Source organism: Segetibacter sp., assembly GCF_025963695.1.
In the GTDB taxonomy this organism is placed as follows: Bacteria; Bacteroidota; Bacteroidia; order Chitinophagales; family Chitinophagaceae; genus Segetibacter.
On sequence record NZ_JAOQAH010000053.1, the window covers coordinates 1 to 24,624 of the forward strand.

Annotated in this window: 24 protein-coding genes; 8 read left to right on the forward strand and 16 right to left on the reverse strand. The window is 39.2% G+C overall.

Features of this window, described 5'->3' with window-relative positions; translation table 11 throughout:
- The coding region (locus tag JWR87_RS09050) for a hypothetical protein (protein WP_297818579.1) at positions 1 to 262 on the forward strand (262 nt) is incomplete at its 5' end.
- Between the two features lie 124 nt (positions 263 to 386).
- Here the strand turns inward: JWR87_RS09050 and JWR87_RS09055 are convergent.
- Entirely contained in the window at positions 387 to 899 is a 513-nt protein-coding gene (locus JWR87_RS09055; protein WP_297818582.1) for an ATP-binding protein, read from the reverse strand.
- A 193-nt stretch (positions 900 to 1,092) separates the two neighbouring features.
- On the opposite strand from JWR87_RS09055, the gene JWR87_RS09060 reads away from it, so the two are divergent.
- On the forward strand, positions 1,093 to 1,272 hold the full coding sequence (locus JWR87_RS09060) for a hypothetical protein (protein ID WP_297818585.1): 180 nt from the start codon (positions 1,093 to 1,095) through the stop codon (positions 1,270 to 1,272).
- Positions 1,273 to 1,436: 164 nt separating this feature from the next.
- Here JWR87_RS09060 and JWR87_RS09065 read toward each other — a convergent pair whose 3' ends face one another.
- A complete protein-coding gene (locus tag JWR87_RS09065) occupies positions 1,437 to 2,000 on the reverse strand; it encodes a flavodoxin domain-containing protein (RefSeq protein WP_297818588.1) in 564 nt (187 codons plus the stop codon).
- Positions 2,001 to 2,386: 386 nt separating this feature from the next.
- Positions 2,387 to 2,836, reverse strand: coding sequence for a DUF4258 domain-containing protein (locus tag JWR87_RS09070; protein ID WP_297818591.1), 450 nt, complete (start codon positions 2,834 to 2,836; stop codon positions 2,387 to 2,389).
- 107 nt (positions 2,837 to 2,943) lie between these two features.
- Here JWR87_RS09070 and mtaB point away from each other — a divergent pair, with 107 nt between their 5' ends.
- Both mtaB and JWR87_RS09080 read left to right on the forward strand, forming a co-directional pair.
- Complete coding sequence (gene mtaB / locus JWR87_RS09075) at positions 2,944 to 4,215, forward strand: tRNA (N(6)-L-threonylcarbamoyladenosine(37)-C(2))-methylthiotransferase MtaB (protein WP_297818593.1); 1,272 nt, start codon at positions 2,944 to 2,946, stop codon at positions 4,213 to 4,215.
- 59 nt (positions 4,216 to 4,274) lie between these two features.
- Positions 4,275 to 4,532, forward strand: coding sequence for a hypothetical protein (locus JWR87_RS09080; protein ID WP_297818595.1), 258 nt, complete (start codon positions 4,275 to 4,277; stop codon positions 4,530 to 4,532).
- Positions 4,533 to 4,814: 282 nt separating this feature from the next.
- Here the strand turns inward: JWR87_RS09080 and lipA are convergent, their stop codons facing one another.
- Complete coding sequence (gene lipA / locus JWR87_RS09085) at positions 4,815 to 5,750, reverse strand: lipoyl synthase (protein WP_297818598.1); 936 nt, start codon at positions 5,748 to 5,750, stop codon at positions 4,815 to 4,817.
- Between the two features lie 266 nt (positions 5,751 to 6,016).
- Positions 6,017 to 6,817: a hypothetical protein gene (locus JWR87_RS09090; RefSeq protein ID WP_297818601.1), complete on the reverse strand. Its 801-nt coding sequence runs from the start codon at positions 6,815 to 6,817 to the stop codon at positions 6,017 to 6,019.
- A gap of 46 nt (positions 6,818 to 6,863) precedes the next feature.
- On the opposite strand from JWR87_RS09090, the gene JWR87_RS09095 reads away from it, so the two are divergent.
- The gene (locus tag JWR87_RS09095; RefSeq protein WP_297818604.1) at positions 6,864 to 7,271 is read left to right on the forward strand and encodes an OsmC family protein; all 408 of its coding nucleotides are present in this window, start codon (positions 6,864 to 6,866) and stop codon (positions 7,269 to 7,271) included.
- Between the two features lie 189 nt (positions 7,272 to 7,460).
- Here JWR87_RS09095 and JWR87_RS09100 read toward each other — a convergent pair whose 3' ends face one another.
- The 6 genes from JWR87_RS09100 to JWR87_RS09125 all read right to left on the reverse strand — a co-directional run bounded on the left by JWR87_RS09100 (position 7,461) and on the right by JWR87_RS09125 (position 11,634).
- A complete protein-coding gene (locus JWR87_RS09100) occupies positions 7,461 to 8,732 on the reverse strand; it encodes a DUF2851 family protein (RefSeq protein ID WP_297818607.1) in 1,272 nt (423 codons plus the stop codon).
- A 63-nt stretch (positions 8,733 to 8,795) separates the two neighbouring features.
- Positions 8,796 to 9,398 (reverse strand): Maf family nucleotide pyrophosphatase, encoded by a 603-nt coding sequence (locus JWR87_RS09105; protein WP_297818610.1) that lies wholly within the window; start codon positions 9,396 to 9,398, stop codon positions 8,796 to 8,798.
- Between the two features lie 46 nt (positions 9,399 to 9,444).
- The gene (locus JWR87_RS09110; protein WP_297818613.1) at positions 9,445 to 10,383 is read right to left on the reverse strand and encodes a geranylgeranylglycerol-phosphate geranylgeranyltransferase; all 939 of its coding nucleotides are present in this window, start codon (positions 10,381 to 10,383) and stop codon (positions 9,445 to 9,447) included.
- A gap of 54 nt (positions 10,384 to 10,437) precedes the next feature.
- Positions 10,438 to 10,959 carry an HAD hydrolase family protein gene (locus JWR87_RS09115; RefSeq protein WP_297818615.1) on the reverse strand — a complete coding sequence of 174 codons (522 nt, stop codon included), beginning with the start codon at positions 10,957 to 10,959 and terminating at the stop codon, positions 10,438 to 10,440.
- A 54-nt stretch (positions 10,960 to 11,013) separates the two neighbouring features.
- On the reverse strand, positions 11,014 to 11,253 hold the full coding sequence (gene iscX / locus JWR87_RS09120; protein ID WP_297818618.1) for a Fe-S cluster assembly protein IscX: 240 nt from the start codon (positions 11,251 to 11,253) through the stop codon (positions 11,014 to 11,016).
- A 45-nt stretch (positions 11,254 to 11,298) separates the two neighbouring features.
- Positions 11,299 to 11,634 (reverse strand): 2Fe-2S iron-sulfur cluster-binding protein, encoded by a 336-nt coding sequence (locus JWR87_RS09125; protein WP_297818621.1) that lies wholly within the window; start codon positions 11,632 to 11,634, stop codon positions 11,299 to 11,301.
- Positions 11,635 to 12,178: 544 nt separating this feature from the next.
- Between JWR87_RS09125 and JWR87_RS09130 the strand changes: the two genes are divergently transcribed.
- Positions 12,179 to 14,266, forward strand: coding sequence for a CHRD domain-containing protein (locus JWR87_RS09130; RefSeq protein ID WP_297818643.1), 2,088 nt, complete (start codon positions 12,179 to 12,181; stop codon positions 14,264 to 14,266).
- 99 nt (positions 14,267 to 14,365) lie between these two features.
- Here JWR87_RS09130 and JWR87_RS09135 read toward each other — a convergent pair whose 3' ends face one another.
- Positions 14,366 to 15,139, reverse strand: a complete 774-nt coding sequence (locus JWR87_RS09135; RefSeq protein ID WP_297818647.1) for a DUF2520 domain-containing protein — start codon at positions 15,137 to 15,139, stop codon at positions 14,366 to 14,368.
- A 24-nt stretch (positions 15,140 to 15,163) separates the two neighbouring features.
- Between JWR87_RS09135 and JWR87_RS09140 the strand changes: the two genes are divergently transcribed.
- Complete coding sequence (locus tag JWR87_RS09140; protein WP_297818650.1) at positions 15,164 to 16,036, forward strand: alpha/beta hydrolase; 873 nt, start codon at positions 15,164 to 15,166, stop codon at positions 16,034 to 16,036.
- Positions 16,037 to 16,575: 539 nt separating this feature from the next.
- On the opposite strand, the gene JWR87_RS09145 is transcribed toward JWR87_RS09140, so the two are convergent.
- The 3 genes from JWR87_RS09145 to JWR87_RS09155 all read right to left on the reverse strand — a co-directional run bounded on the left by JWR87_RS09145 (position 16,576) and on the right by JWR87_RS09155 (position 22,431).
- Positions 16,576 to 17,331, reverse strand: coding sequence for a GLPGLI family protein (locus JWR87_RS09145; protein WP_297818653.1), 756 nt, complete (start codon positions 17,329 to 17,331; stop codon positions 16,576 to 16,578).
- 6 nt (positions 17,332 to 17,337) lie between these two features.
- A complete protein-coding gene (locus JWR87_RS09150) occupies positions 17,338 to 20,127 on the reverse strand; it encodes an outer membrane beta-barrel protein (RefSeq protein WP_297818656.1) in 2,790 nt (929 codons plus the stop codon).
- Positions 20,128 to 20,721: 594 nt separating this feature from the next.
- Positions 20,722 to 22,431, reverse strand: coding sequence for a beta-xylosidase (locus JWR87_RS09155; protein ID WP_297818658.1), 1,710 nt, complete (start codon positions 22,429 to 22,431; stop codon positions 20,722 to 20,724).
- Positions 22,432 to 22,975: 544 nt separating this feature from the next.
- On the opposite strand from JWR87_RS09155, the gene JWR87_RS09160 reads away from it, so the two are divergent.
- Entirely contained in the window at positions 22,976 to 23,347 is a 372-nt protein-coding gene (locus tag JWR87_RS09160; RefSeq protein WP_297818661.1) for an SWIB/MDM2 domain-containing protein, read from the forward strand.
- Positions 23,348 to 23,791: 444 nt separating this feature from the next.
- Here JWR87_RS09160 and JWR87_RS09165 read toward each other — a convergent pair whose 3' ends face one another.
- Complete coding sequence (locus JWR87_RS09165; RefSeq protein ID WP_297818664.1) at positions 23,792 to 24,571, reverse strand: DUF4249 domain-containing protein; 780 nt, start codon at positions 24,569 to 24,571, stop codon at positions 23,792 to 23,794.
- Positions 24,572 to 24,624: the final 53 nt, after the last annotated feature.

Sequence of the window (24,624 nt, forward strand, 5' to 3'; positions counted from 1 at the left end):
AGTAACAACAAATAGATTTCGAAAAGCGTTTGCTAACCTACCACCAGCAACTCAGGAACGTGCAAGAACTTCCTATCAACAATGGAAGCAAAACCCTAATCATCCCGCTTTACACTTTAAGCAAATACACAATCACAAACCAATCTATTCAGTACGTGTGGGGTTATCGTATAGAGCTTTAGGCATTAAAGAAGAAAACACCATAATTTGGTTTTGGATCGGTTCCCATGAAGATTATAATAATCTTATAGCTCAACTTTGATTGTGCTAAAAGTTCATTTACATATCACACCAATGCCCAAGCCACAGTAGCACCACCGCTCAATCAAACAACCGCGACGGGAACGGCCTGTTATCGTTCCCGTCTTGAATTTTCTTTCATTACTTCACTTTAAAGACGAAGAAGAAAACAAACCTGGTGAAATCGCATTGGTGAACCTTACTACATGCCTGATCCGACGGATAAAGGCAGTATCAAGTGCAGCCTTAGAATGAGCTGAAAGAATTATTAAACCATGAAATTCCTCAAGGCATTGAAGCAGGTAACTTACTTCAAGGTTTGCGTATTTATCATGCGCATTTTTCACATCAGTTCTTTTACCGAATAAGGCATCAGCCTCATCAAAAAACAATATCCATCCTTTACTTTCTGCGCTTGCAAAAATTCGTTTTATATTCTTTTCTGTTTCTCCAATATACTTTCTAACAACCTTAGAGGAATCTACATACTGGACTTCTTTATTACTTTCTGTTGCAATAAATTTTACTGCATTAAGTTTAGTGCTAGTGGCAGTTCCGCTAAATAAAACCACATGTGCTTCCTGATTGCCAAAGGTGGAATTTTGTTTAGCTAACTTGTTTTGCTTCAACCAGGTTGTTAGTTCATTTAATTGTTCCATCAGTTAAAGATTTAGTTGAGAAAAGTAAAAAAACTTTAGCTTATTAGCAAGGATTGAATATAAAGGCCGGGCATTCAGCAGTAGGCCACTGCAGGCTGTCCTCACCAGCAACTGAAGCTTCGAGAAGTTGAGCAGCGAGTGAATGCTAATCGTTCTGCCGGGATGTTTTCAATGCTAAATAAAAGCGCTGAAGTTGTTCGAATGTCTTACGAAGGATGACCTCGAACGCAGGATAAATGGAAGTCTCCGACTTCCTGCCTTTGAAAAAGGCAATGATAGTAGCACTAAAGTTCAGCCCACCATCCATAGCCATAGCACCACCGCTCAATCAAACAGCCCCGACGGGAACGGGCTGTTATCGTCTCCGTCTTGAATTTTCTTTAGTTACTTTCTTTTGTTTAAGCAAAAGAAAGTGACAATGCTAATTGAAAAACACAACGCTAAAGATTGCACCAGCAAATTGCTTCGTCCCTCGCAATAACGTACGCCACCATACCACTACCTAAGGCATTTAGAAACCTCAATACAAAATACCCATTAAGATACCAATTCAAAAGCCCTATCGCCCTTTGTGTACACCGATGTATTCTCTTCCTGGTTGTAAAGCATAATATCTTTTACTAACGGAATGATGTTCTCTTTTCGCACACCATCAAAGTCCTGCAGCATCTTCTTTTTTGCCACCGGATCTTTTTGAAGCATAGCACCTATTCTCAGCATAAAATTGTCTTTCCACGACAGTTGTTTTTTTATAATTCGTCCGTGAAGAAAATGAACCGCGCATTGGTTGAGCAACTCTGGTGGAACGTTTTGCTGCCTGATTACCTCCAGCTTCTCCGCTTCATATGGTGGAGTTGCACAAACAATAAACAGGAAAGCTTTTTTCGCCTGCAATAAATCAGCATGCTTTTTTAACCAGTTACTGAGTACCAACTTGCCGACATACACTGAGCTTCCAATTACTACATAATCGGTTGCGGTAAGCGCGGCTGCATCTACTTTACCCGGTACTAATTGAGGTAGCTGAAGTTCCTCAGCCAGCCAGTTAGAATATTGTTGTGTAGCCCCGTATTTTCCCTGGGAAATAATTACGCCTTTCATATCAGTTGTGTTTTTGAATGATCAATCATCATCATTTGTAAAAGTAGATTGATGGCGTGCTTGGATGTATGACGGGTGTTAACCTTTGTGATGATTGATGTCAGTTTCCTACGTCCTGCGGCATCTCATGTTGGCACACAACTTTTTTCAGTGAAGACCCTGTCACCGATGCCATGCACAAACTTCCGGAAAACATGTATGAACAGGGCACCCCAACAGATACGGGCTGTTATCGTTCCCGCCGTGATTTTACTTTGGTTACTTTTTTGTATCAACACAAAGAAAGTAACAAATGCTAAGAGAGATAAAAAGCATAAACATTACAACAGCAGACGGCCATATCCCGCACGCACTTAAAACGTCGTTTCTGCACGTACTGTTTAGTTTCAAGCACAACTACACTCATATTCCTCATCCAGATCTATAACTGTTACTACCGTTAGATGCTGTTGTTTTGGCGCAAAAATAATTCTCACATGTTGCCGGTCACCTGTCATTCCTTCAACTGCATACGTTGGTCCTTTTGAATCTTGCAAGTCACTTTTATTATAGTTAACTGTACCGTTCAACAGTATCTCCTTTACCTCCTTTTGCGTTATATGCCTGCACTTCATGCGGCATTTAGCATGCTTCGTAAAAAACAACTTAGTGGTTGTACGATCTAACCCTCCTGTATTTTCGGCCGGCTTTTTTGCATTTGGAATACTTTGTGTCTGCCTGTCGGGTTGCCTTTTTCGAATATCAGGCTGATTGCTATTATTACAACGTTTTATTAAAAAAGTCAGTATAACCATGGCGACTAATAGCAGTACAGGAAGTATTTTGTTCAATTTCATAAGCGAAAGTTAAATCAGCGTGTTTAAAATCAAAAATAGTCTGATCGCATTCCTAACCCTCCTTCAACCTGCCCTTAATTCTTCACTTGTACTATCTTTACCACCTCATGGATAAACGTTCCGTTGCATTTCATACGTTGGGTTGCAAACTCAATTTTTCCGAAACTTCTACCTTATCAAGGTTACTTGAAAACGAAGGTTTCGAAAAGAAAGATTTTGATGACAAAGCAGATGTATATGTAATTAATACTTGTTCTGTTACAGATAATGCCGACAAAGAATGCCGGCAGTTGGTTCGTAGAATACAGCGCAAATCACCTGAAAGCCTGGTGGTGATAACAGGATGTTATGCCCAACTAAAATCAAAAGAGATTGCCGAAATTGAAGGCGTCGATCTTGTTTTGGGAGCAGCAGAAAAATTTAATATAGCTGAACATTTAAGAGAGCTAACAAAAAACGACAGCGCAAAGATCTGTAGCTGCGATATATCTGAAGTAACAGGTTTTAATGCATCTTTTTCTATAAATGACAGAACGCGCACATTTCTTAAAGTTCAGGATGGATGCGATTACAACTGTTCGTTTTGCACCATCCCAATGGCCCGCGGAAAAAGCCGCAGCGATAATGTTGAGAATGTTGTCAATAACATAAAGAGCTTAGCTACAACGGGTGTGAAAGAAATAGTACTCACAGGAGTTAACCTTGGAGATTTCGGCAAGGGGCCCGACGGAAATAAAAGCAATGAGGAAAACTTCTTCGAATTGGTTCAGGCATTGGAAAAAATTAATGGAATAGAACGGTATCGCATCTCTTCCATTGAACCAAACCTTCTGACAAATGAGATTATTGAATTAGTTGCTAACAGCGATAAATTTATGCCTCATTTTCATATTCCATTACAAAGCGGTAGCAATACTATTCTTGGTTTAATGAGGAGACGGTACAGGAGAGAATTGTATGCAGAAAGAGTGAGGCTGATAAAGACACTAATACCTCATTGTGCAATAGGTGTTGATGTAATTGTAGGATTTCCCGGTGAGACAGAAGCGTACTTTACAGAAACTTTTGATTTTCTACATAGTCTTGATATTTCTTACCTACACGTGTTTACATACAGCGAAAGGCCAAATACACTAGCGATAGAGATGCAAAATGTTGTACCTGTTAACGTTCGAAATGAAAGAAACAAACGGTTGCGCAACCTTAGTTATATGAAGATGAGCGAGCACACAAGAAGACACATCGGCGAGGCGAGGAAAGTGCTGTTTGAAGCGAATTCAAAAAGTGGAATGATGGAAGGATATACTGATAATTATATTAAAATTAACGCCCCGTACAAAGCTGACTGGGTTAATCAAATCGTAGATTGGACAATATAATTCGCCACCAAATGGAGGACTCCACCCTAAAAAAATTTATTGTTACCATAAGCTTTGTTATGGATGAACAATTTACGACCCTGGTCCCGCCCCACCGTACGTATATTAATTATTTAATCAACAAAGGCATTATCGACTCTTACGCCGTAAGCATGGAAAGCTACCGAAGCTGGCTAATGATAACTGCAGAAAGTAAAGATGAGGTAAGAGAATACCTCCGCAAGTCTCCCCTTTTTAAATACTGGACTTTTGAAATAGATGAACTCTTTGTGTACGATGGCCAAACCTATCGCTTACCCGCTCTACAAATGAATTAATTTTTTGGTCGGGCTTAAAATCTTCCTCTGACATTGTTGTGTCACTCACTTCTACCGTGTATCATTATTGCGCTTTTCTTTTCGAACATTTAAGCGGCAGAAGAATTATAACGAAAAGCGACAGAAAATTAGTCCTAATAAAAATAGGCTTGCTAATAAAAGGTTGCTCTATTATTTCAATAACTACCCTACATCCTTTCAACTAAGGCAACTGTATAAAAAGAATGTAAAAAGCGATAGCGGTTTAATCGCTATCGCTTTTTACATATAAGTTCAAAAACTTTATGCAATCAACATCTCTTGTTCTTCCTCGTACTTTTTACGACCATAACCGGGGATAACGTGCTTTTCGCTGTGGTATGACGAACGTACAAGCGGTCCACTTTCTACATAGTCAAATCCTAGTTCATAGCCTATCTCTCTTAATTCAGCAAATTCTGTGGGATGTACAAACCTTTCGACTGGTAAATGCTTTTTCGTTGGTTGCAAATATTGACCAAGGGTAAGCACGTCTACACCAACAGCTACAAGATCTTGCATGCTTTGAATTACTTCTTCCTTCTTTTCACCCAGGCCGAGCATAATACCTGTTTTTGTGCGCATTCCCCCGTCCTTCAACATACGAAGAACTTCAAGACTTCTTCGATATTTTGCTTGTATCCTTACTTGCCTGCTTAGCCTTTCAACAGTTTCCATATTATGACTAACCACATCGGGGGCTGCGTCTATTACTCTTTGTACCTGGTCAGCATATCCTTTAAAATCTGGTATTAAAGTTTCCAGCGTAGTATCAGGATTTAAGGCTCTTACTGCCTTAATTGTATTGTACCATATAATAGATCCCCCATCCTTTAGTTCGTCCCGATCAACGCTTGTTAGTACGGCATGCTTCACTCTCATAAGGTTAATAGCTTCAGCAACCCGTTGGGGTTCGTCCCAATCAACGGGGTCCGGACGGCCAGTGGCAACTGCACAAAAGCCGCAGCTGCGGGTGCACGTATTACCAAGAATCATAAATGTAGCGGTTCCCTCACCCCAGCACTCACCCATATTTGGGCAATTGCCACTTTCACAAATGGTATGCAGTTTATGAGTATCGACAAGGCCCCGAACATGTTTATAGCTTTCGCCAATTGGCAGCTTTACCCTAAGCCATTCAGGTTTTTTAACCTTTGAATTTGCAGGATCAATTTTAGCTACTACAGGTAATTCTATCATGGAATACCAATGAAATTAATAATGATAATTGTATTACTTAGATACTTTGTACTGTTAAGTACCGGGCAGCAAAGGTCTTATAATTTGCTTGTAAAAAAGCAGTATTTCAATTAGAGGCTAAAGAAGTTTAATAAAAAGAAGATTAAAGACGAGAAAGTACAAGTGAGTGACACAACAATGTTGAGTAATGGTAAAATGCGGACACCAAAAAGAAAAAACTTTTATGCTTCTTTCAAAACCGCCTGCTAATTACGGCAACTAACCCACTACTTTCTCTTACCAAATTCAATTGCCGCATAAGCTTGAAAAAACATACGCTTTTCTTTTTGCAGCAACATCCATGGCATTTTTTTACTATAAACCTCAAGATTAAGACCAACTTCAATGGCACTAACTAACTCGTTATAACGACCGTAATCAAAACGAAGCGCTGTTTTTGCATAAACTCCGGGTGTAAATTTCAATTCCCCAAAACCTTTCGAAAAACCAGAGGAGCCTAAAACATAACCGGGGTTATCCAAAAAAATGGAGTCATTATTCTTATACTTTACATCTGCAGTAGAATTGCCCTGGCGACCGGCAACTTTTAAATAATAAGGCTTTAACAAACCGGCACTCAAACCGCCGCCATAAATGGCAGAAATTGCAACACCATTTTTATTGCCTTTATTGCCTATTAAACGTTGTTGCGCATACCCGATCTTCGCATAGTAAAAATTATTAATTTTTCCATAGATGTAGGGATTACTTAAATAGGTACCTGTAATGGTAGAAAGCTTTTCCTCTTTTGAATGTTTTCTCTCCCCTATTTCAAGACTATATAAATTAGACTTTCTTGCAGTTTTCATTCGTCCCGTTTCTAAAAACATCCCATATCCATCGGTATTTAACTTAACGCCAAAAACAGTTTGCTTTTGAAAGATAATTGCACCTTCTTCTTCTTGTGAAATCATCCGGTTGATCTGCTCTCTTCTCTCCGCTTTTTTCTGCTGTTTTGCATCCCTATTCTGACTGTAGCCGACAGTAACAATAAGGGTGCAAATTGCTATTAAAACTATATTCTTCACTTTCATTTGATTTGATACCTGTAAATTTAATGCAAAATTGCAATCAATGACATCACAGATAATATACGAAGGAAATTTAAGAACAGTTGCCACTCATTTGCAAAGTGGGACAGTTATAGAAACAGATGCACCGACTGATAACCAAGGCAAAGGAGAACGTTTTTCGCCCACTGACCTGGTGGCTACAGCATTGGGAAACTGCATGCTAACTATTATGGGAATCAAGGCGAGAGACATGCAAATAGACCTTGAGGGTACACAAGTGGATATTACCAAAAACATGGTCGCCAATCCACGGAGAATAGGCGAAATAAAGGTTGTCATAAATTTTCCTAAAAGTTTGGAGACTGACGAAAAACAGCGTGCAATTATTGAAAGAGCTGCTATGACCTGCCCTGTTTTTGAAAGCCTTCATCCTGATTTAAAAAAAGATGTTGAGTTTAAGTGGAGCTGAGTTGCGACCTTTCAGGTTTTGAATTTAACGTAGTGTAGTGTTTTCGCTTTCAAGACGGTAACTTTCATTTTTTTGATCGGCTTTTTGAATAAACAATAGCATTGTTGTGTCACTCACTTGTACTTGTAAATCTTTATGCCACTTTTTCGCCTTTTGGCAATTGTAGCTGCGGATGAGTTTGCGAAACAATTAGCGCCCTTTTAAAATAGAATTTCCTACTGCACACTCTAAACATCTTCTCTGGCTGCAATAGTTATTTTTTAACTCGATTAATGCCTGGCTTTCAAGAGCATTATTATTGGTGACACGAAAAGACATCCATTTTTGAGTAATACTATTCGTTTCGGGAGAAAGCTCCAGAAGCCATTCGAGGGCCTTGTCTTTTACAGGTGCATCATCGTTAAATAGACCGTAGGCAAATAAAACAGGTATAACCGTATTGATGATGACGTTTTCTGTCATCTGTTTCCCCAACTGTTTGGGGTGATATTCACCTGGCTCGTCAAATAGGTAATGATAATGCCAATAGTCGTTTGCTGTAACATTTAAAAACTCTTTTATTGTTACAAGTGAAGCCGTTTCTTTTATTTTCGAGAAAAGGTGAGAGGATTTATGAATAAGCATTGCCAATTGCGCCAGCCGTACCGTTGGAAAATTGGCGGGACGCATTCTTAGAAAAAATGGCTTTGTGAACGTTGACTTTAATTGGTATTTCTTTTGGTAAAAAAGATATTCTTTTTTTAAAAGGTTTGGATAATCTTCTGAAAAGTCGGTATCAAGCAACCCTGCTTGCCCCAACAAAAAGCCCTCAAGTTGGTGAATTTGGTTTTTGTGCCTGCCCAGAACGCTTAAGGGCAAACTTTTACCAATTAATTCAAAGGTGACAGCGTTTACCTTAATCCCAAAGTTCCTTGCAAGCATCCACCAAAAAACTTCTTCCCAGTGGTTGTTTGCCTCTTTCAAAAGATCTAATACAGAAGCTGACTTTCGCTGCAATCTTTCTATTATCATCCGTTCCTTCCAACCTGTCCATTTCATTTCATTAAATACTGGCAGGTAAGCTTCGCAGGGTACAAAAGCTTCCCGCACCATCAGTTCTCTAAACCGGTCTATTAATAATTTAGAAACCAGGTTATGCAATGTAAGCATGGGAAGTATAGATCCATTTTCACAACTAATTTCGGCATCATTCTCCCAAACCACATGCAAAATAATATTCGAATAATTTCTATCGCCTGTATGAGAATGCTTCTGCCAGTCCGAAGAATTGACGTGAACTTCAATGTTTCCTGCCCAGGTAGTATTTCCAATTACAACTTTTGCATTAAGAAAATCGGGGCCCTGGTGAGTATTGTAGGTACCAGGCTGTACGACCATGATTTCGTCCCCCTGCTCTACCCTTAATTGGCTTTTATTAAAGTATTGAAATTGCCAGATAAATTGAAGCAGGCGCTCGTTCATGAAATATGTATTATTTTAAATATAATTTTATATCATGAAAAGTGCAAGCAATAAAGGTTGTACTTAATTCAACCCATCTCCTACTTTCAACATTTGTAATTCCTGAACTACTCTGCTTACAGGCAAACCCATCACGTTATAAAAATCACCGGTAACCGATTTTATTCCAATAACACCTATCCATTCCTGAATAGCATAAGCACCGGCCTTGTCATAGGGTTTATATTTATCAACGTAAAACTCTATTTGATTTATAGTGAGCTTATGAAACTGAACTGAGGTAATATCTGAAAAAGCTGTCTCTTTATCACCGCGCTGAATAACTACCCCCGTTATTACCTTGTGCGTACTTCCTGACAACGAGGCCAATGTGTTTATAGCATCCTGCCTATCAACGGGTTTTCCAATTACCCTGCCGTTCAATACAACTATTGTATCGGCAGCAAGTATAGTTCTCGACTCCACGTTAGTCTCGCCCGCTTCGACCAGTAAATTTTTTACTGCGATTGCTTTTTGCCGCGCAATGTGTATTGGTATCTCATCTAAAGCCAGGCTTTCGGGGTAAGTTTCTTCCGTGCTTTTCACAACAATATCAAATGGAACTTCGGCCCACTCAAGTAACTGCTTTCTTCGGGGAGATTGAGAAGCAAGAATAATTTTTTGCATATGCAAAGGTATTCGAATGGGCAGGTTAAGATTTAGGGCAAATAATTTACTGAAGATAAATCCGGAAGAATAGCATTGATAGAATGCCGGCAAACATTACCATTTTAATAAGCGAACTCAAATGATGGTAATCCTTACTGGTTTTTGCTTTTAGCAGCAATTTGAAGATATATAATAACGGAACAATGATTAATAAGAAAGAATAAGCGGCGCTCCACCACCAATTTAAAATAAGAACATAGAATTGTACAACCAGCAACATAGCTATCAGGACAACAAGCCATACGGAAACAAAGACTTTTGTTGACTGCACACCCCATGCAATAGGCATGGTATTACAGCCATAGCGCCTGTCACCATCTATATCTTCCATATCTTTTACAACTTCTCTTACAATAGAGATAACAAATGCAAAGGCTGTGTACAAAAACGAAATACGGGTTATTTTTTGAGTATAAGAACCGATTATGTCAAGGTTCAGGAGGTTAGACGTCTCACAAAAAGTAACCACAAGAATAGCCCAGGCAGTTAGAATAGAAACTAAGATATTACCAACCAGTAGCTTTTTCTTTAACGAGATAGAGTACAGAAACAACAGGCCTACAATGCCGGTGTTTAGTAAACCAAGAAATTGAACGTCGGTTTTCCAGTCGATGTAGAAGCCAATAGCAATCCCAACTACGCTAAGAAACACATGCCAAAAAATAACCCATCTACGCGAAATGATTTTTTCAACAACAACCTTATCCGGCTTATTTATTTGGTCGATATTAAGGTCGAAGTAATCATTAATTACATACCCTTCTGCGTATATCAGTACATAAGACACAACTAATAAAACCAAGTAGACCCCTTTTATGTTAGGGACAGCTCCGCTTGCAAACATAATTGGATGAATAATGCAATACACAAAAAGGATTTGGGTAAGTGCAAAAAACAACAAATTTGGCCATCGAACCAGCCGTAGGAATGCCTTAAGTTTCAAAAGGAAATCGATTTATGCACAAAGTAATAATTGAATACTAAAAGAGGGACTAATTTATGTAGATGGTACACGGGTATCCTCGTTCCAATTTCCCCTTATTTTCATTACTTTTTCAATTACATCACGCCCGCAACCAAAGCCCCCGTTTAGTGGAGATATGTAAGCAGATACCTCCTTAATTTCCTCAACAGCATCTGCGGGGCAACAGGCCAGGCCACATTTTTTCATTACCTCAAGATCAGGAATATCATCACCCATAAATAATATTTCATGCCATGAAAGCCCTTTCTTTTGAAGATACTCCTCTAAAACCTGTTCTTTATCTGTTACCCTCATAAATACTTCAGCCACACCTAACCTGTGTAAACGATCGGCGACTTCATCAGATGCGCCGCCTGAAATAACTGCTATTCCATAACCTCTTTTAATTGCAAGTTGGAGCGCATATCCATCTTTAACGTTCATTTTTCTTGCCATAACACCTTCGGGAAGAATGGTTAAAGTTCCATCTGTTAATACGCCATCTACATCAAAAACAAAAGTTGTAACTGCCTTAAACTTCTCGAGGAGACTCATTAAATGTAATTGTAGTTATTTCAGTTTGGGTTGTATCTCTTTCAAATCGCAATACTACTTCTGGTTGTCTCTCCATTCATATACCCACGAGCTTTGGACCATTTCTAGGTGGCCTTCGGTACTCTGTTCCCTTGTACCCGCAAAGTTTGGGATCTGTAAAACATACTCCAACAGGTCAGTGAAACGGATCCTATAGATTTTGCCTTCGTTAAAAGCGTCTCCAAAGCGTTCATATAGTTTTAAAGCAATGTCTTCATAATCGTTCCAATTAATCGGAGGTTCATACTGAGCCATAAAGAATAGTATTAATTAATATTTGAATAGTAAAATGATGAGAAATTATTCTCCGAGGAATTGAGTTTGGTCAGGTAAGGTTACTTCAACGTCTCCGTCGCCCTCTAACAATAAACATTGGCATCCGAGCCTTGAATTAATGCGGGGGTTTACAGCGCGGTCAATAAAATCTTCTTCTTTATCGCTTAGCTCCTCAAGATAATCTTCACCTTTATTAATATATAGGTGGCAAGTACTGCATGCGCACACGCCGCCACAATTATGATGAAGTTCTATATCATTTAGCAGTGCTACTTCCAGTAAACTTTGATCAGGTGCTATATTTGTAAGCGTAACTGGTTCCCGTCCTTTTTCCTCAAACCTGAATTTAATAGTGTACATATAATCCTTCTTTGCCTGCAAAAGTATTAGAAAACAATTGCTTATTGAACTGAAATTAAAAAGCAGCCATAAAACAAGCTGTTATTGTTTATACTCTGCTGCACAACTCTCTGAACAGCTTATTGTCTGTTAGCAATTTTTACTGGGTAAGATGACAACTTCCATCTATCAAAACCCGTCTTATGCCTTTGAAACATTAAAAGTAAAGCACTAGGAAAAAGGTCAACATTTTCTCTCTTTTCTAGGTAGAACTAAAAAAGTAAGTTGCCAAGAAATAAAAGGAAGGACGTTAAAAAAAGTTAAAAAAATAATCGTTTTATCTGATTTTATTATGCCCTATTTGTCTACTTTTGATTATCACACATACAATCTTTTATACAAGAAAAACACATTTTATCACTAAAAATTATCACACTAAAAACACCCTCTAATTTTCATTTTTTTTGCCTTGAATTTCAACTATTACAAATATTAAAAACACAACTTCTTTCAGGGAGTTTTATTCTATCAATTATCACCAATTTTTATTAAAAATCGATTACAAATGAGAAAAATTTTTACCCTCGGTTTACTTTTAATTGTTACAATTGCAGCTAACGCTCAAATGCGGTACTTGCAAGGCAGGCCTAATTCAGGTCAGGTATCAACTGTCGTCACTTCTCCTGCAGTAGGAATAATTATCGTAAAATACAATACAGCAACCAAGCTGTTACAACTTGTAGGAAACTATCGTAACCTAACATCTTCTTTCATAAGCGCACACGTTCATACAGGAATCGTTAACGAGGATGGTCCAATACAGATGACATTGACTAGTGCACCAGACTCAACAATTACAGGATCACAAACTTTTACAGCCGCTCAGGAAACAGATTTACTTGCAGGAAAGATGTACCTTGATATACATACCGGCACATATCCTAATGGTGAAATGAGAGGGCAATTGTTACCAACAACAGAAGGGAAAAGCTTTTTATTGAATGCAAGGTTACAGGGTGCACAAGTTGATCCTCCTAATGGTTCTACAGCTAACGGTAATGTTACTGCATTATTAGATACGGCAACCCACCGAATTTATCTGACCGGTGGCTATTCGAACTTAACAACCTCTGCAAGCGCTGCAGATGTACACGACGGTTCGCCAAACACTAATGGAACACCCTTTTATGCAATTACTTTCAGCCCAAGCATCACAGGATCGCTTAATACATTTAAAGGCACTACAACTGCAGATGAAGCACGCCTGTTAAGTGGTAATACATATCTTGACATTCATAATTCAACTTATAGCGCTGGAGAAATTAGAGGTCAACTAACAATGCTTAACCAACGCCAGTTTTTGGCAGGTTCGCTTTCGGGTGCTAAAGAAGTGCCGGCCAATGCTTCACCAGCCAGAGGAACTGTAATTGTAAAGTACAATACAGAAAGCAACTTGTTAGAACTTACTGGAGACTATCAAAAACTCTCCGGAACAATAAGTGGCTCTTCTATTCATGGTCCTGCAGGCCCTACCGCGACTGCATCGGTTTTGTACCCTATTACAAATACAGGGGGCGCGATGGGAACTTTAAATGCAGCCGTAACGCTTACAGAAGCTCAGGAAGCCGATCTTCTTGCAGGAAATACATACGTGGATGTGCGTTCTACAACCTTTCCTGATGGAGAAATAAGAACACAATTACTGCCAACTACTAATGGACAAACAGAATTTCTTACTGGTAAAATTACTGCTTCACAATCTGTAGCTGCTACTCCTATAGTTTCATCAGGAACAGGAAGTACTACGGTATTGCTTGATAAAGCAACCAGGAAAATTTATGTAACAGCGACTTATTCAAATTTAACTTCCGGTATAAGAGACGCCCACATTCATCGTGGTGCTGCCGGCACTAACGGTCTTGTAGCAATTCAGTTATATTTCGCTCCTGAAACTACCTCGGGCACCATAACCGGACCTGTAGATACGGTTATTTCTGCAACCCTGACAGATTCGATTATTAGAGGATTTTCTTACTTAAATATCCACACGATTAATTACCCTGCCGGAGAAATTCGCGGCCAACTTGGTGACTTAGTTCTACCTGTTAAGCTTTCTTATTTCAATGGCTTTAAAGATCGTAATACCATAGCCTTAATATGGGAGTCTGCACAGGAGATTAACGTAAAGAATTATGAAGTAGAACAACTTAACGAGCAAACTGGAGAGTGGGTTAAAAAAGGTACGGTTGCAGCAAATGGCGGTAGCTCATCTGCTAAATACCGTTTCGAGGATATGCCAACAGTAGGTTCAAGAGAGTATGTATTGTACCGACTTAAAATGGTGGATTTACAAGGAACAGTTGCTTATTCGTCTATCATTCGTATCAACTATTCACAAACAAAAGCCGCTCTTTCAATAATGGCTAACCCGGTTGTAAACGGAACATTAGGATTTACGATAACAGGTTTACCAAATAATAATCAAAAGGCCGAAATATCTATAATTGATTTTAGTGGCAGGATAATGCACAGACGTGCGGTTTCTACACTGCTTAATAATTTTGTAGATGTTAGCAAGCTTTCTAAAGGAATGTATAAACTGGTTGTAAAAACAAACAGTACTGTTTTACAAGAAACTTTCAGCAGGCAATAAAGTTTGCTTTCAAAGACTCTTTACCAAAAGAGGCCGTCGTAAAAGACGGCCTCTTTTGGTATATCCAAAAGGCTGGACAGCAATAAGCTCTCTATATACTTACTCACTGTTTGCATCATAAAACTGCCCTATACTCTTAGTGATGGAATTATATAAGTCAAGAGTTTGAGGGTACTCTTCAAGCACTTTCCTGTGCTTCAAAATTGTGTCAAAATCTTTCCTCATTGCCGGTCCTGTTTGCACTTCCAATGGCCTGTGTTTCTCTATTCGCGATATTGTCTCTCCCATAAGTGGCTGTAGCAGGTCGAAATCGATCGAATTACTTTTGCAGAACTGGTCGGCGATTGCAAAAAGATGATTTGTAAAATTGTTAACGAATACAGCGGCGACGTGTAGTTTTAATCGCACCTCATCACTTGCCACTGATACCTGTTCAGCCCATCCTTCTGCAAATAGCATTAGTCTTTGCTTCGTTGTTTCGTTGTTCGCGTCTATTACTATTGGTATTACCGGTAAAGATGTCACCTCCTTTTTTAAAGTTTGCAGGGGATACAAGACGCCGTAGTGAGTGGATGCATGAGCCAATACTTCTTTTGAGACAGCCGCCGCCGTATGCACAACAACTTTATCATCCAACTGCAGCCGGGAAGCAACAGAACTGATGGCGAGGTCAGACACACAAATGATATAAATATCAGCCAAAACACTCATTTCAGTAAAATCTGTAGTGTAACCAGCGTTTAGCGCAGAAGCCAGGGCCGCAACTTCTTCCCTATTTCTGCCTGCCACCTGTATTATTTCATGTTCTGACTTTAGAATTTTTCTGCCCAATACAGTTGCCACATTTCCGGAACCTATAATAACAACTTTCATCTACTTTTGAATTAATTACAACTAATGAAATTAATACAAACAATCTTTCTAACATATTATACTACCAAAATCAAAGCGATAGGGCTTCTTTCACCTGCAAAAGCCGCAAAGTCTGCTTTTGAATTGTTTTGCACACCTTATTCGTCCCGGAAAACTTATGAAGCTCCGGACGCCTTTGAAAATGCAGAAAGATTGTCGTTTACTTTTCAGCAGCACCAGATACACGGTTTTCAATGGAAACCTAAAGTACCCAATGGCCATAAAGTTCTAATCTGTCATGGTTTTGATAGTCACAGCTATAGGTTTGAAAGATATATAGACCCTTTGCTAAATCACGGTTTTGAAATATATGCTTTCGATGCTCCCGGCCATGGCTTAAGCACGGGAAAAACCATTAATGCGCTTTTGTATAAAGAAATGATTTTAGAGGTGATCCAAATGTACGGTCCCTTTAGCGGTCTCATGGCTCACTCCTTCGGCGGCATAGCAGCAACGCTGGCAATTGAAGAAATGAAAGATGACCTGCCTAAAAGACTTATCCTGATAGCGCCAGCCACAGAAACCACAAGATCGGTAAACGACTTTTGCAGACATCTTAAAATAAGTGCGCGAGTAAGGCGGGAAATGGAAAAATTGATAGTGCAAATTGGTGGGCAGCCCCCCTCATGGTATTCCGTGGCGAGAGCCATCCAGTCCTTATCGGTACCTACTCTTTGGCTACATGATAAAAAGGACCGCATTACTCCCTATGAAGACATGAAGCACTTAACAGAGCTAAACCTGCCACACCTTGAATTTGTAATAACAGAGGGACTAGGCCATAGTTTATATAAAAATGACGCGGTGGCAAATAAGGTCATTGGTTTCCTGGTAACCCTAAAAAACAATGTTTATTAGGTAGTTGCCCTGTCTTTGTTTACCCGAATGGCACAAAAAAGTTTTCGCGAAATTCGAAAGTGTCGGGGAATTATTTAAAACGAAAAAGTTGCTTGACCCGTCACTGGAAATCTTATTAAACATCGTTGCGTCGCACTCGTGTACAGCTGCTCCTATATTCAGCGAAGCGCGTCAAGAAATGGTTACTGGTGTTTGGCTGTATTCTTTGTCTGTAAGTCCTCCAAATGTTGGGTGGTGTGCTCCTGTTGTGACTTATTTCATTTTAACCTGTTTAGCTAATTTGTAGCCTTTTCTATGGAGTCTTTATTTTTTGGTTCTTTTTTACCACGAAAAAAAGAACCAAAAAACATAAGCTTTCAAACCAGGTCTCTTTGAAAAGTTGTTCGTTAGTAAGTTTCTAAAATCACTTGAAACTTTTTCGACAATGAAATGCTCAAACGATTTTTGCTCATGCCTTACCTTGCCAAATGCTCCAGTCGAAAGAACAATTGCTGGAGTGCAGAAAACAAGCTTCATAGAGGTTACAGTCAGTTATCACTTTAAATCATAATACTCCAGGTATTTCTCTGGCCATATTTGCCCCACTGCTTTAGAGAATTATATAAAGTAGTTTTAAGAGTACTTAGATTTGTCTTCTTGCCTTTTTTAGGGGGAGCAATAGCACTGATTTTTGGGTCGGAAGTAGTGAGTTTTGTCGCAAACCAGGTCATGTGCATGCGGGGTATTGCTATTCCCAGAATCATACCTGGTAATCCTGAAAATGACTCCGGCCCTCCACGGGTTACTATCTGGTCTGTATAGAAAGCAAAGACAAAAACAGAATCCATGATAATAGTGGTTGCTTTTCTGCATTCGAACCCGGCAATGATGCGGGTGTCAGAGGTAATCTTCCATTCTGCTTTCCTTAAGCTGTCCTGTATGTTGTAGGTATTCTCAAAAACAGTTTTTAAACTGCTGAAAGATTGGCTTGTGAAATCGCTGTATACAACATTATCTTCTGCAGGCCCCGCTAACCACTCAGGTACTTTTTTAATGGCCTCTACTTCGCGACCAGGTTCGTAGAGGGTTTTATCGCGATCAAAATAGAGATTGAAGTAGGTAGATTTTGTAGGCGGTAATTGCTTTTTCAATGCTTCGTAAAACGAATTATCCTCCCCCTCGGTTTCGTCTTCAAGCCGTTTTATAATATTTATAGTTCTTTCGAATTCTATTTTTCCTTTTTCAATAAATATCTGTTGTGCATTTGTCGATACGATTGAAAATAAAAAAGATGCTATCAGGTAAATTGTTTTCATAAAATTTTATTTAGCGGGTGCGCCTCCGGGAGATTTTGTAAAGTTCCAGGTGAAGTTTAACATGAAGAATCTTCTTAAACTGGTATATGAATTTTCTGTAATAACGTTTGATCCAATAAACCTGTTAAAACCTTTATTCTGATCTAAAAGGTCATTACCGCGAAGACTGATCAACCCTTTGTCATTCTTAAACAACTTCCTTCCGAAGTAGGCATTCACCACTATCACATTATTGTTGTTATCATTAGCGTTTATTTTCTGCCGCAATTCGGCATTGGCATCTGTGTTAAATTCAAATTTCCAAGGCAGTGTATAGTTAAAGCTGAAATAGTGGCTTTGGCTGTAATAGTTCGTTTTTACGTCAGGCCTGATCGAAGATTTTGATGTATTATAATTTACAGTTCCTGACAGGTAAAAGCTAAACTTCTTTTCTACATATTTACTTAAACCAACCCTGAAACCAAACACCTCATTATTAGTGACGTTGTTTACATTATTCACGATGTTATTCATCCTGTTTACATTCAGATTTAAACCTGGACTTATCCTAATGTCAGGTTTTTTCAATTTAAAACTGAAGTAGCCTGAGGCAAAACCGTTGTAATTTCCGTTGACATTGATGTATTGGTAAATGGTTTTGCCGATACTGTCACCTGAGGTGGCGGTATACTGGTTGGTGGTAATAGCGTTTGACACCGTATTAAAAGATGTATAAAAGGACATGTTTTGGTCCGAAAGTACCTTGAACGAATAGTAGCTTAAATTGAAGGTCTGCCTGAACTGTTGTTTAAGATTTGGATTGCCGGCATAGATGGCTAGGGTGTTTGTATTGTCTCTTACGGGTTGTATTTGTTGAATAGTTGGTTGCTGAGTACTACCATTGTAATTAAAGGAAAAACGGCTATTAGTACTGAATTTGTAATTGATGTTAGACTTTGGGAAAAGGTTAGTGTAGGTGTACCTTATTGTGCTTTTTCTAAGTATATCTTCCTGTGTAAAATCTGCTACGGCAACATCACTTCCAATGCCTACATTAAACTTTTTACTATTGTACCTCCAGGCCATCCCTCCGCTATTAGTAAGGATCTTAAAATTATAATGGTTGCTGAATGTATCATTTAAAGTCTCATACTTTCCTGTGTTGTTTTTATCGTACGAGAGTCTTTTTGACTCACTATTATTTAATCTCAGTCCATAATTTAGTTCTACAAACAGGTTTTTAACAACAGGCTCTGTGTAAACCAGTCTCCCCGACGTAGTTAACGTGTTTAAATCATACAGTTTCATTTGGTCCACAACACTTTTATTAATGATCGACTGATTTTTATCGTAAAAGTCGTTTGCTGAATTTAAAAACCCGGTAGTCTTCGTTTGTAAATATTCCTCAATTAAACTAAGGGAAACAGTTCTGCCGATTTTCTTGAACCGTCTTCTAAAAACCATATTACTGTTGAAACTATTGCTGGTGCCATTTGACGCAAGCGAGCGGTTACTTGTGTTAACCAGGCCGCCGGCTTTATTAATAGATTGTAGCATATTTGTGCTGGCTGACCTGTCTGTACCACTATACCCGTTAGCCTTTACTTTAACTGAGGTAAAGCTGTCTATCTGCACATCAATGGTTCCGTTTGCGGAGTTTCTTTGTTTGCTGGTTATAAAATTATTATTGTCCCGTTGGTAGAAAAGCGTATCGGGTAAAATGAACTGTGAGTAGGTATTAGACTCGCCTTCGTTTAAAAGTTTATTATATCGGTAGCTTCCGTTTACGGTTTGCTTATCGTTGTTAAACTTATTGCCGTAATTAATGCCCGTGCTCCAACTGCGGGGAATGCCCTGGCCACGAAATGACGGCTGGCTAAACTCGTCGCGACCGCCGCCGTCGATGTATATTCCTCCATCATCACTCATTTGCATATCTAAGCCTTCGCCAAACTTTTCCTGCTCCCCCCAATCAAGGCCGGTTTTTCCGGTACTGCTCATAATACCGTAAGCTGATAATTTTCTTTTTGCCCTAAAGGAGTTTAACATTAACGTATTATTCCATCGGTCGTTCTGACCTCCGGCTAACTCTACTTTGCCAAAATAACCCTTTTTGAAATTGTCTTTCATCGTCAGGTTAATCGTCTTCGTCTTTTGCCCATCATCAATTCCGGAGAAAACGGCCTGGTCACTTTTCTTATCGTACACTTGTACTTTGTTGATTGTATTGGCTTGCAAATTTTTTGTTGCCATTGTAGGATCGTTACCAAAAAATTCTTCCCCATCAACCAACACCTTTTTCACTTCTTCTCCCTGTGCTGTAATCTTGCCATCTTTATCAACCTGTAACCCCGGCAGCTTGCGCAACATTTCTTCTACAGACGCACCTTCGCGCACTTTAAAGCTGTCTGCTACATATTCTGTTGTATCGCCTCTCATTCGCATTGCTGCAACTTTTGATTTCACCAAAACTTCTTCAAGAATTTTAGATTTTAGGGTAAGCATTATTTTCCCTAATGACTTATTTTCATTTTCATCTACACTCACCTTTTCCAGGTAATCGGCATAAGTGGGATAGGTAAAAAGAATGACATAATTACCCTTTGCAACTTTCGAGAATTTGAAGTCTCCTTTACTGTCACTTCTAATAACGTCGATTAAAATAGAGTCTTTTGCTCTTAAGAGGGATATGTTGGTTTGCGGAAGTGTCTTTCGATTGATTGTATCCTCTATTGTTCCAGTAATGGTTGCTGATTGAGCAAAGCAAGTTGCAGACAGCAGAATGCCGATGAGCGATAGCAGTAGAAGTTTTGGCATAAGAGTTAATTAGAAGCAATATAACTTTATTAGTTACTATTTTTTACGTTGCCTACTCTTCCTTTTGTTAAGAATTTGCTATGAAATTTCTATAGAAATCACAATTTTTTCGAAAGCTTAAGTTATTAAAGCAGGAACGTTACTAGTTAGCCAACAATAATGAGAAAATTGTTTTAGTTAAATCTTAAAATGTGATGGCAAGGTTTAATAAAAATGATGAACGGCTTTAAGCATGGATGTAATTAAAAACAGAACAGATTTTAGTTGTTGCGTAACCCCCGATTATTTTATTTGTGCATTGGTTGTTGCAATTAACCCACTAACTGCAAATGTTACCATTGGTTTTTAAGCATATCTCACTACAAACCCCCATTCTAAATTATGGCAATACGTGTTTACACTATCCGACGGGATGTCTTTAGGTGAATCAAAGTCAAAGAAAAATCGTGCACCTGGTTACGGGTATCAATGCTGTAAAAAGTTGAATAAGGTAGTGGAAGATACAAGTGAGTGACACAACGATTTTGAAGAATGTTGTGTGGCTAAGCTAAAAATTTATCTGCACTCCGTAGTCTTCTTCAATTAATATAAATACTACGGCCAATCTACTTTTAGCAGTGAAATACCTTGCCTTGGTAATGATATATTTACCCGCAACATTCCATTTTTTACTGCCTGTTTTTGAGGTTTACCAAGTGTCTGCAACTGGCCGGCTTTTTCTAATTGTGCTATCTGTTTTTTTGTAGGGCTCTTTGGCGACCCCATTTGTTTCCATACTTCGTACGAATTGCTATGTTTATCGTCGATCCTGAATTCGGTTAGTGTAACCAACCCCGCAGGTATTCCCGTAATGTTAACTGTTATTGGTTCAGCAGCACCTTGTATATCCTCATCATGATAGTTCCACACCATTACAGAAGCCGATTTATTGTCTTTAGCAGCAAGACCACCAATATCTGTTTGCGGCCCTCTAACGCTTGAGTCTTGCACTTGCTGCAGGTCATACATCCTGTTGCCTTGTACCTGCACGCGGCCTCCCTTCATTTTACCGAACATTCTAAAAACATTCAGCACAGGCTTATCTACCCCGTTTGTGGCAAGGTCTCTAAATCCATAAAACCACGGCTGGTCTTCAAACTCGAACGACCAGGAAACAGCGCCAAGAAAGTTTGCTTTATAGTTGTCTGCCAAGGCATATTTACGTGCGAACGAAGCGGCTGTATAACTCGAATACATAGTTCCATTGCGATAGGCGTTTTCGGGATTGGTAGCCATGCCACATGCTGCACATCCCTCAGGATCAGACTCGCCAATAACCATTGGAAGATTTGCCGTTTGAGGATAAGAGGTTACAATTTTAAACCCCGTGGCAATATCGCGCAGTTGTGGGGCCATATTCATTTGTACGTGGCCGTTTACTACCCTCGGCGACCCTTTTGCATGAAACAATACGAGGTCAAGGGGTGAACCAATGTTGCCGGTTGCATAATTGGTGTCGGAGATGCAATGTTTTAAAAAGGCATTTAACCACCTTACTCCGCTTGCACCCGAAGTGCCAGCTATATTGGGCCCGCCAATCTTTGCAGTCGGAAGTGCCCGTTTTACCCCGTCGGCTGCAAAATCGTAGAGTTTAAAGAATTCGTCCATGGAGCCTTTCCAGTAGCCGTTCGGTTCGTTCCAGACTTCCCAATACCAGCTTTCAACTTCTTTTTTTCCGTACCGCTCTACGCAATGTTTAACCCATTGATAAACGAGTTCCCGCCATTTATTATAATCCTTTGGGGGATAAGCCCATCCTGTAAAAATTTTGCTGTAAGGCTGGCCCGGTTTCCAGTCATGTTTGTACGGTTCAGGATGCGTAGATAAAGCTTGCGGCATAAATCCTATTTGAGCAAGCGGTTTCATCTTGCGTTTAATGTAAGTATCAAAAATGCTGTCAGTAATATGCCAATTGTAAATAGGCTTGCCGCTGGCATCTTCTGTATAGGCATTGGTAGAGCCCCATTTTAATGCAGGCGTTCCATCGCCGGTTGTAAGTAAATTGTGTACACGCATATAAACCGGCACGGGACTAAGAGCAGACAGCTCGCTTAGCAATTTCCTGCCATCCTTCATATAAGTATAGTTAGGCTCGTCGTGTCCAAACCACGCCCATGCAGGGTGCATTGCACCCACGGACTTACTTAAGTTAACGTTGATGGTTGCTGTGCCCCGCACATCTGTCTGTGCTAAAGTTGCACCTATATATAGAAATGCGGCCAGCAGCAGTAGACCATTTTTTAGCGCCCAACTTTTACAAAGCATATTGGTATATTTTAAAACAGGGTTATAAAACTTCTAGCTTAAATTTTATTTTGGAAATCAACTTTTGTTCTTTACGAATCCCCGGTTGTGTCACTCCCGTATACCGCATCTTTTCACGCAGCCGGCCTTTCGCTTACAAACATTTTTACAAGCCGGTCAAAAGTGTTTCAATCTTAATCGCATTGTTGAAAAACCGATCACTAATATCTTTTTTTCCTCTCGGGGATATAGTTTAACTATTATGGGCAGATCCTCTTATATTGCCCTTAATTATTAAAATAGGAAGCCTCGCTTCCAACCACCGAGTGACGAAAAAGAATGAATGGTATGATAAAGAGCATTTTTTATTGCATTAAATATTGTCAATAATATTTAAAAAAAGCTGGTTGATGCAAAGATTTACTTATTAAGCATCGTGGTATTATTTTTTTAATAAAAGAAGTTGATAAACAATTATTTATCTTAATGCTTTAAAAACCACAAGAAGTGGCATAACAAGGCATATTAAATGGCCCACATTACTAAATCTTAAATTAAAACTTTTATGGCAAAGGCAACTGCAAAAGAGACACCCAAAAAAGCTGAAGCTGAGGCTCCAAAGAAAGCCCCGAAGAAAGCACCAAAGAAAACTCCTACAAAAGCTGATCAAAAAGCTTCTGATGGAAAAGCAAGTTCAGGAATAATGGCTCCACTTAATGTTAGCGCTGACTTAGGAAAAATAGTGGGAAGCGAGCCCCTGCCAAGAACACAGATAATCAAAAAAATATGGGATTACATTAAGGCTAACGACCTTCAGGATAAGGCGAACAGAAGAATGATTAATGCAGACAAAGACCTGAAAGTAGTTTTTGATGGCAAAGACCAGGTTTCAATGTTTGAATTAGCTAAAATTGTGAACAACCACGTAAAGAAGTAATAGACTTCTAAAGTCCCTTTTTTAAAGTCACTAAAGGCTGCATCAGGTGTACTAAGGAAAAAGTAAGCAAATCAATTTTCACGCAAAGTTTTCAGTCTTGAAACTTTGCGTGAATAATAAATTCTCCCCCTTCTCAGCAAAAAGGCTTGTTCATCTTTGCACCCGCCTGGTAGGCGTAGCCTACAGTATCAACTCGCATTTTTTCGAATCCTCATCCCCTGGTTATGTGGTTTTAAAGCAGCTGTAAAATGTAATAGACATCCATAAGCGTGCATTGCTGAACATTAATAGTGCGCCCGTAAGATTTTACAACAGGGTTAACGAAGCGCCTGTTTTTTTGAAAAGGTATTTACAAAAAAGCAGCGCCATACGTTAGACGCCCGGTCGCTAGTGATTTCGCCGACATTACCCGAATTATAATTATTGCAAAAAGCCTCAGTGCATTTACGGTACTACTATCGTTTTACTTTGACTGGTATGTGCACTAAAGTATCCTAGCGCTCCGCCTTGTATATTGTTTACAGGATTGCCCGGTGTAGCGCTTTGATTTTCTCCTGTTGAGCTTTGTGAAAGGCTGTACCAATATTTGTAAATCGGGTAATCGATGCTTAACATTTCTACTGTAACAATATCACCGGTTTTTAATTTCTTTTTTTCTTCTTCTTCCTCATCATCGGTAAAGAAGAATAAAATTCTTTCTATAGCACGTCCATCGGTTAAATCATCGTCTCTAACAAAAACCGTTTTTTCTTTTATGCCGTTTACATATTGTATATAGCGGTAGGCATTACCCCTGCCTGCAGGATCTTTATAAGATAGAGTGGCGTATTTATTTGTCTTATCAAAAAAAGTTCGTTCGCTTATATATAAGCTATCAAAGGGTACAAGTGCCGGCATTTTTGAAGTAGCTGTAAATGTGTGCCCTGCCACTACTGTTGTAAGGTTGTATGTATGACCTGGAATGCCTTTAAGGCTTGCTGCTTCATACACGCCAGAACTGGTTTCAGTAAGTGTAACCGGTACAGCGCTATTGTCGGAAATAGTTATGCTGGCGCCGGTTACGCCATTAAAAACATTGTTTTCATCAAAGTTTCTTGTTTGGGTAAGTAATACTTTGCAGGAATTTGGCTGGTCGGTAATTACTGCTTCAATTACGTATCTTTTTTCTGCTGTGTTCAGGCCTACATCAATGACCTTTTGACAAGCGGAAAAGGTTATTGCCAAAAGGGCTATGAATAAGAATGTGGCGATTGGCTGGGTAAATAATGTACTGCTGT

What these genes read in the sequence shown, in the direction of transcription:
- JWR87_RS09080 (WP_297818595.1), top strand. Translation starts at nt 4,275, where the DNA reads ATGGATGAACAATTTACGACCCTGGTCCCGCCCCACCGTACGTATATT.
- JWR87_RS09145 (WP_297818653.1), bottom strand. Translation starts at nt 17,331, where the DNA reads ATGAAAACAATTTACCTGATAGCATCTTTTTTATTTTCAATCGTATCG.
- JWR87_RS09135 (WP_297818647.1), bottom strand. Translation starts at nt 15,139, where the DNA reads ATGAAAGTTGTTATTATAGGTTCCGGAAATGTGGCAACTGTATTGGGC.
- JWR87_RS09130 (WP_297818643.1), top strand. Translation starts at nt 12,179, where the DNA reads ATGAGAAAAATTTTTACCCTCGGTTTACTTTTAATTGTTACAATTGCA.
- JWR87_RS09065 (WP_297818588.1), bottom strand. Translation starts at nt 2,000, where the DNA reads ATGAAAGGCGTAATTATTTCCCAGGGAAAATACGGGGCTACACAACAA.
- mtaB (WP_297818593.1), top strand. Translation starts at nt 2,944, where the DNA reads ATGGATAAACGTTCCGTTGCATTTCATACGTTGGGTTGCAAACTCAAT.
- JWR87_RS09160 (WP_297818661.1), top strand. Translation starts at nt 22,976, where the DNA reads ATGGCAAAGGCAACTGCAAAAGAGACACCCAAAAAAGCTGAAGCTGAG.
- JWR87_RS09105 (WP_297818610.1), bottom strand. Translation starts at nt 9,398, where the DNA reads ATGCAAAAAATTATTCTTGCTTCTCAATCTCCCCGAAGAAAGCAGTTA.
- JWR87_RS09155 (WP_297818658.1), bottom strand. Translation starts at nt 22,431, where the DNA reads ATGCTTTGTAAAAGTTGGGCGCTAAAAAATGGTCTACTGCTGCTGGCC.
- JWR87_RS09095 (WP_297818604.1), top strand. Translation starts at nt 6,864, where the DNA reads ATGACATCACAGATAATATACGAAGGAAATTTAAGAACAGTTGCCACT.
- JWR87_RS09125 (WP_297818621.1), bottom strand. Translation starts at nt 11,634, where the DNA reads ATGTACACTATTAAATTCAGGTTTGAGGAAAAAGGACGGGAACCAGTT.
- JWR87_RS09100 (WP_297818607.1), bottom strand. Translation starts at nt 8,732, where the DNA reads ATGAACGAGCGCCTGCTTCAATTTATCTGGCAATTTCAATACTTTAAT.
- JWR87_RS09115 (WP_297818615.1), bottom strand. Translation starts at nt 10,959, where the DNA reads ATGAGTCTCCTCGAGAAGTTTAAGGCAGTTACAACTTTTGTTTTTGAT.
- JWR87_RS09070 (WP_297818591.1), bottom strand. Translation starts at nt 2,836, where the DNA reads ATGAAATTGAACAAAATACTTCCTGTACTGCTATTAGTCGCCATGGTT.
- lipA (WP_297818598.1), bottom strand. Translation starts at nt 5,750, where the DNA reads ATGATAGAATTACCTGTAGTAGCTAAAATTGATCCTGCAAATTCAAAG.
- JWR87_RS09140 (WP_297818650.1), top strand. Translation starts at nt 15,164, where the DNA reads ATGAAATTAATACAAACAATCTTTCTAACATATTATACTACCAAAATC.
- JWR87_RS09055 (WP_297818582.1), bottom strand. Translation starts at nt 899, where the DNA reads ATGGAACAATTAAATGAACTAACAACCTGGTTGAAGCAAAACAAGTTA.
- iscX (WP_297818618.1), bottom strand. Translation starts at nt 11,253, where the DNA reads ATGGCTCAGTATGAACCTCCGATTAATTGGAACGATTATGAAGACATT.
- JWR87_RS09150 (WP_297818656.1), bottom strand. Translation starts at nt 20,127, where the DNA reads ATGCCAAAACTTCTACTGCTATCGCTCATCGGCATTCTGCTGTCTGCA.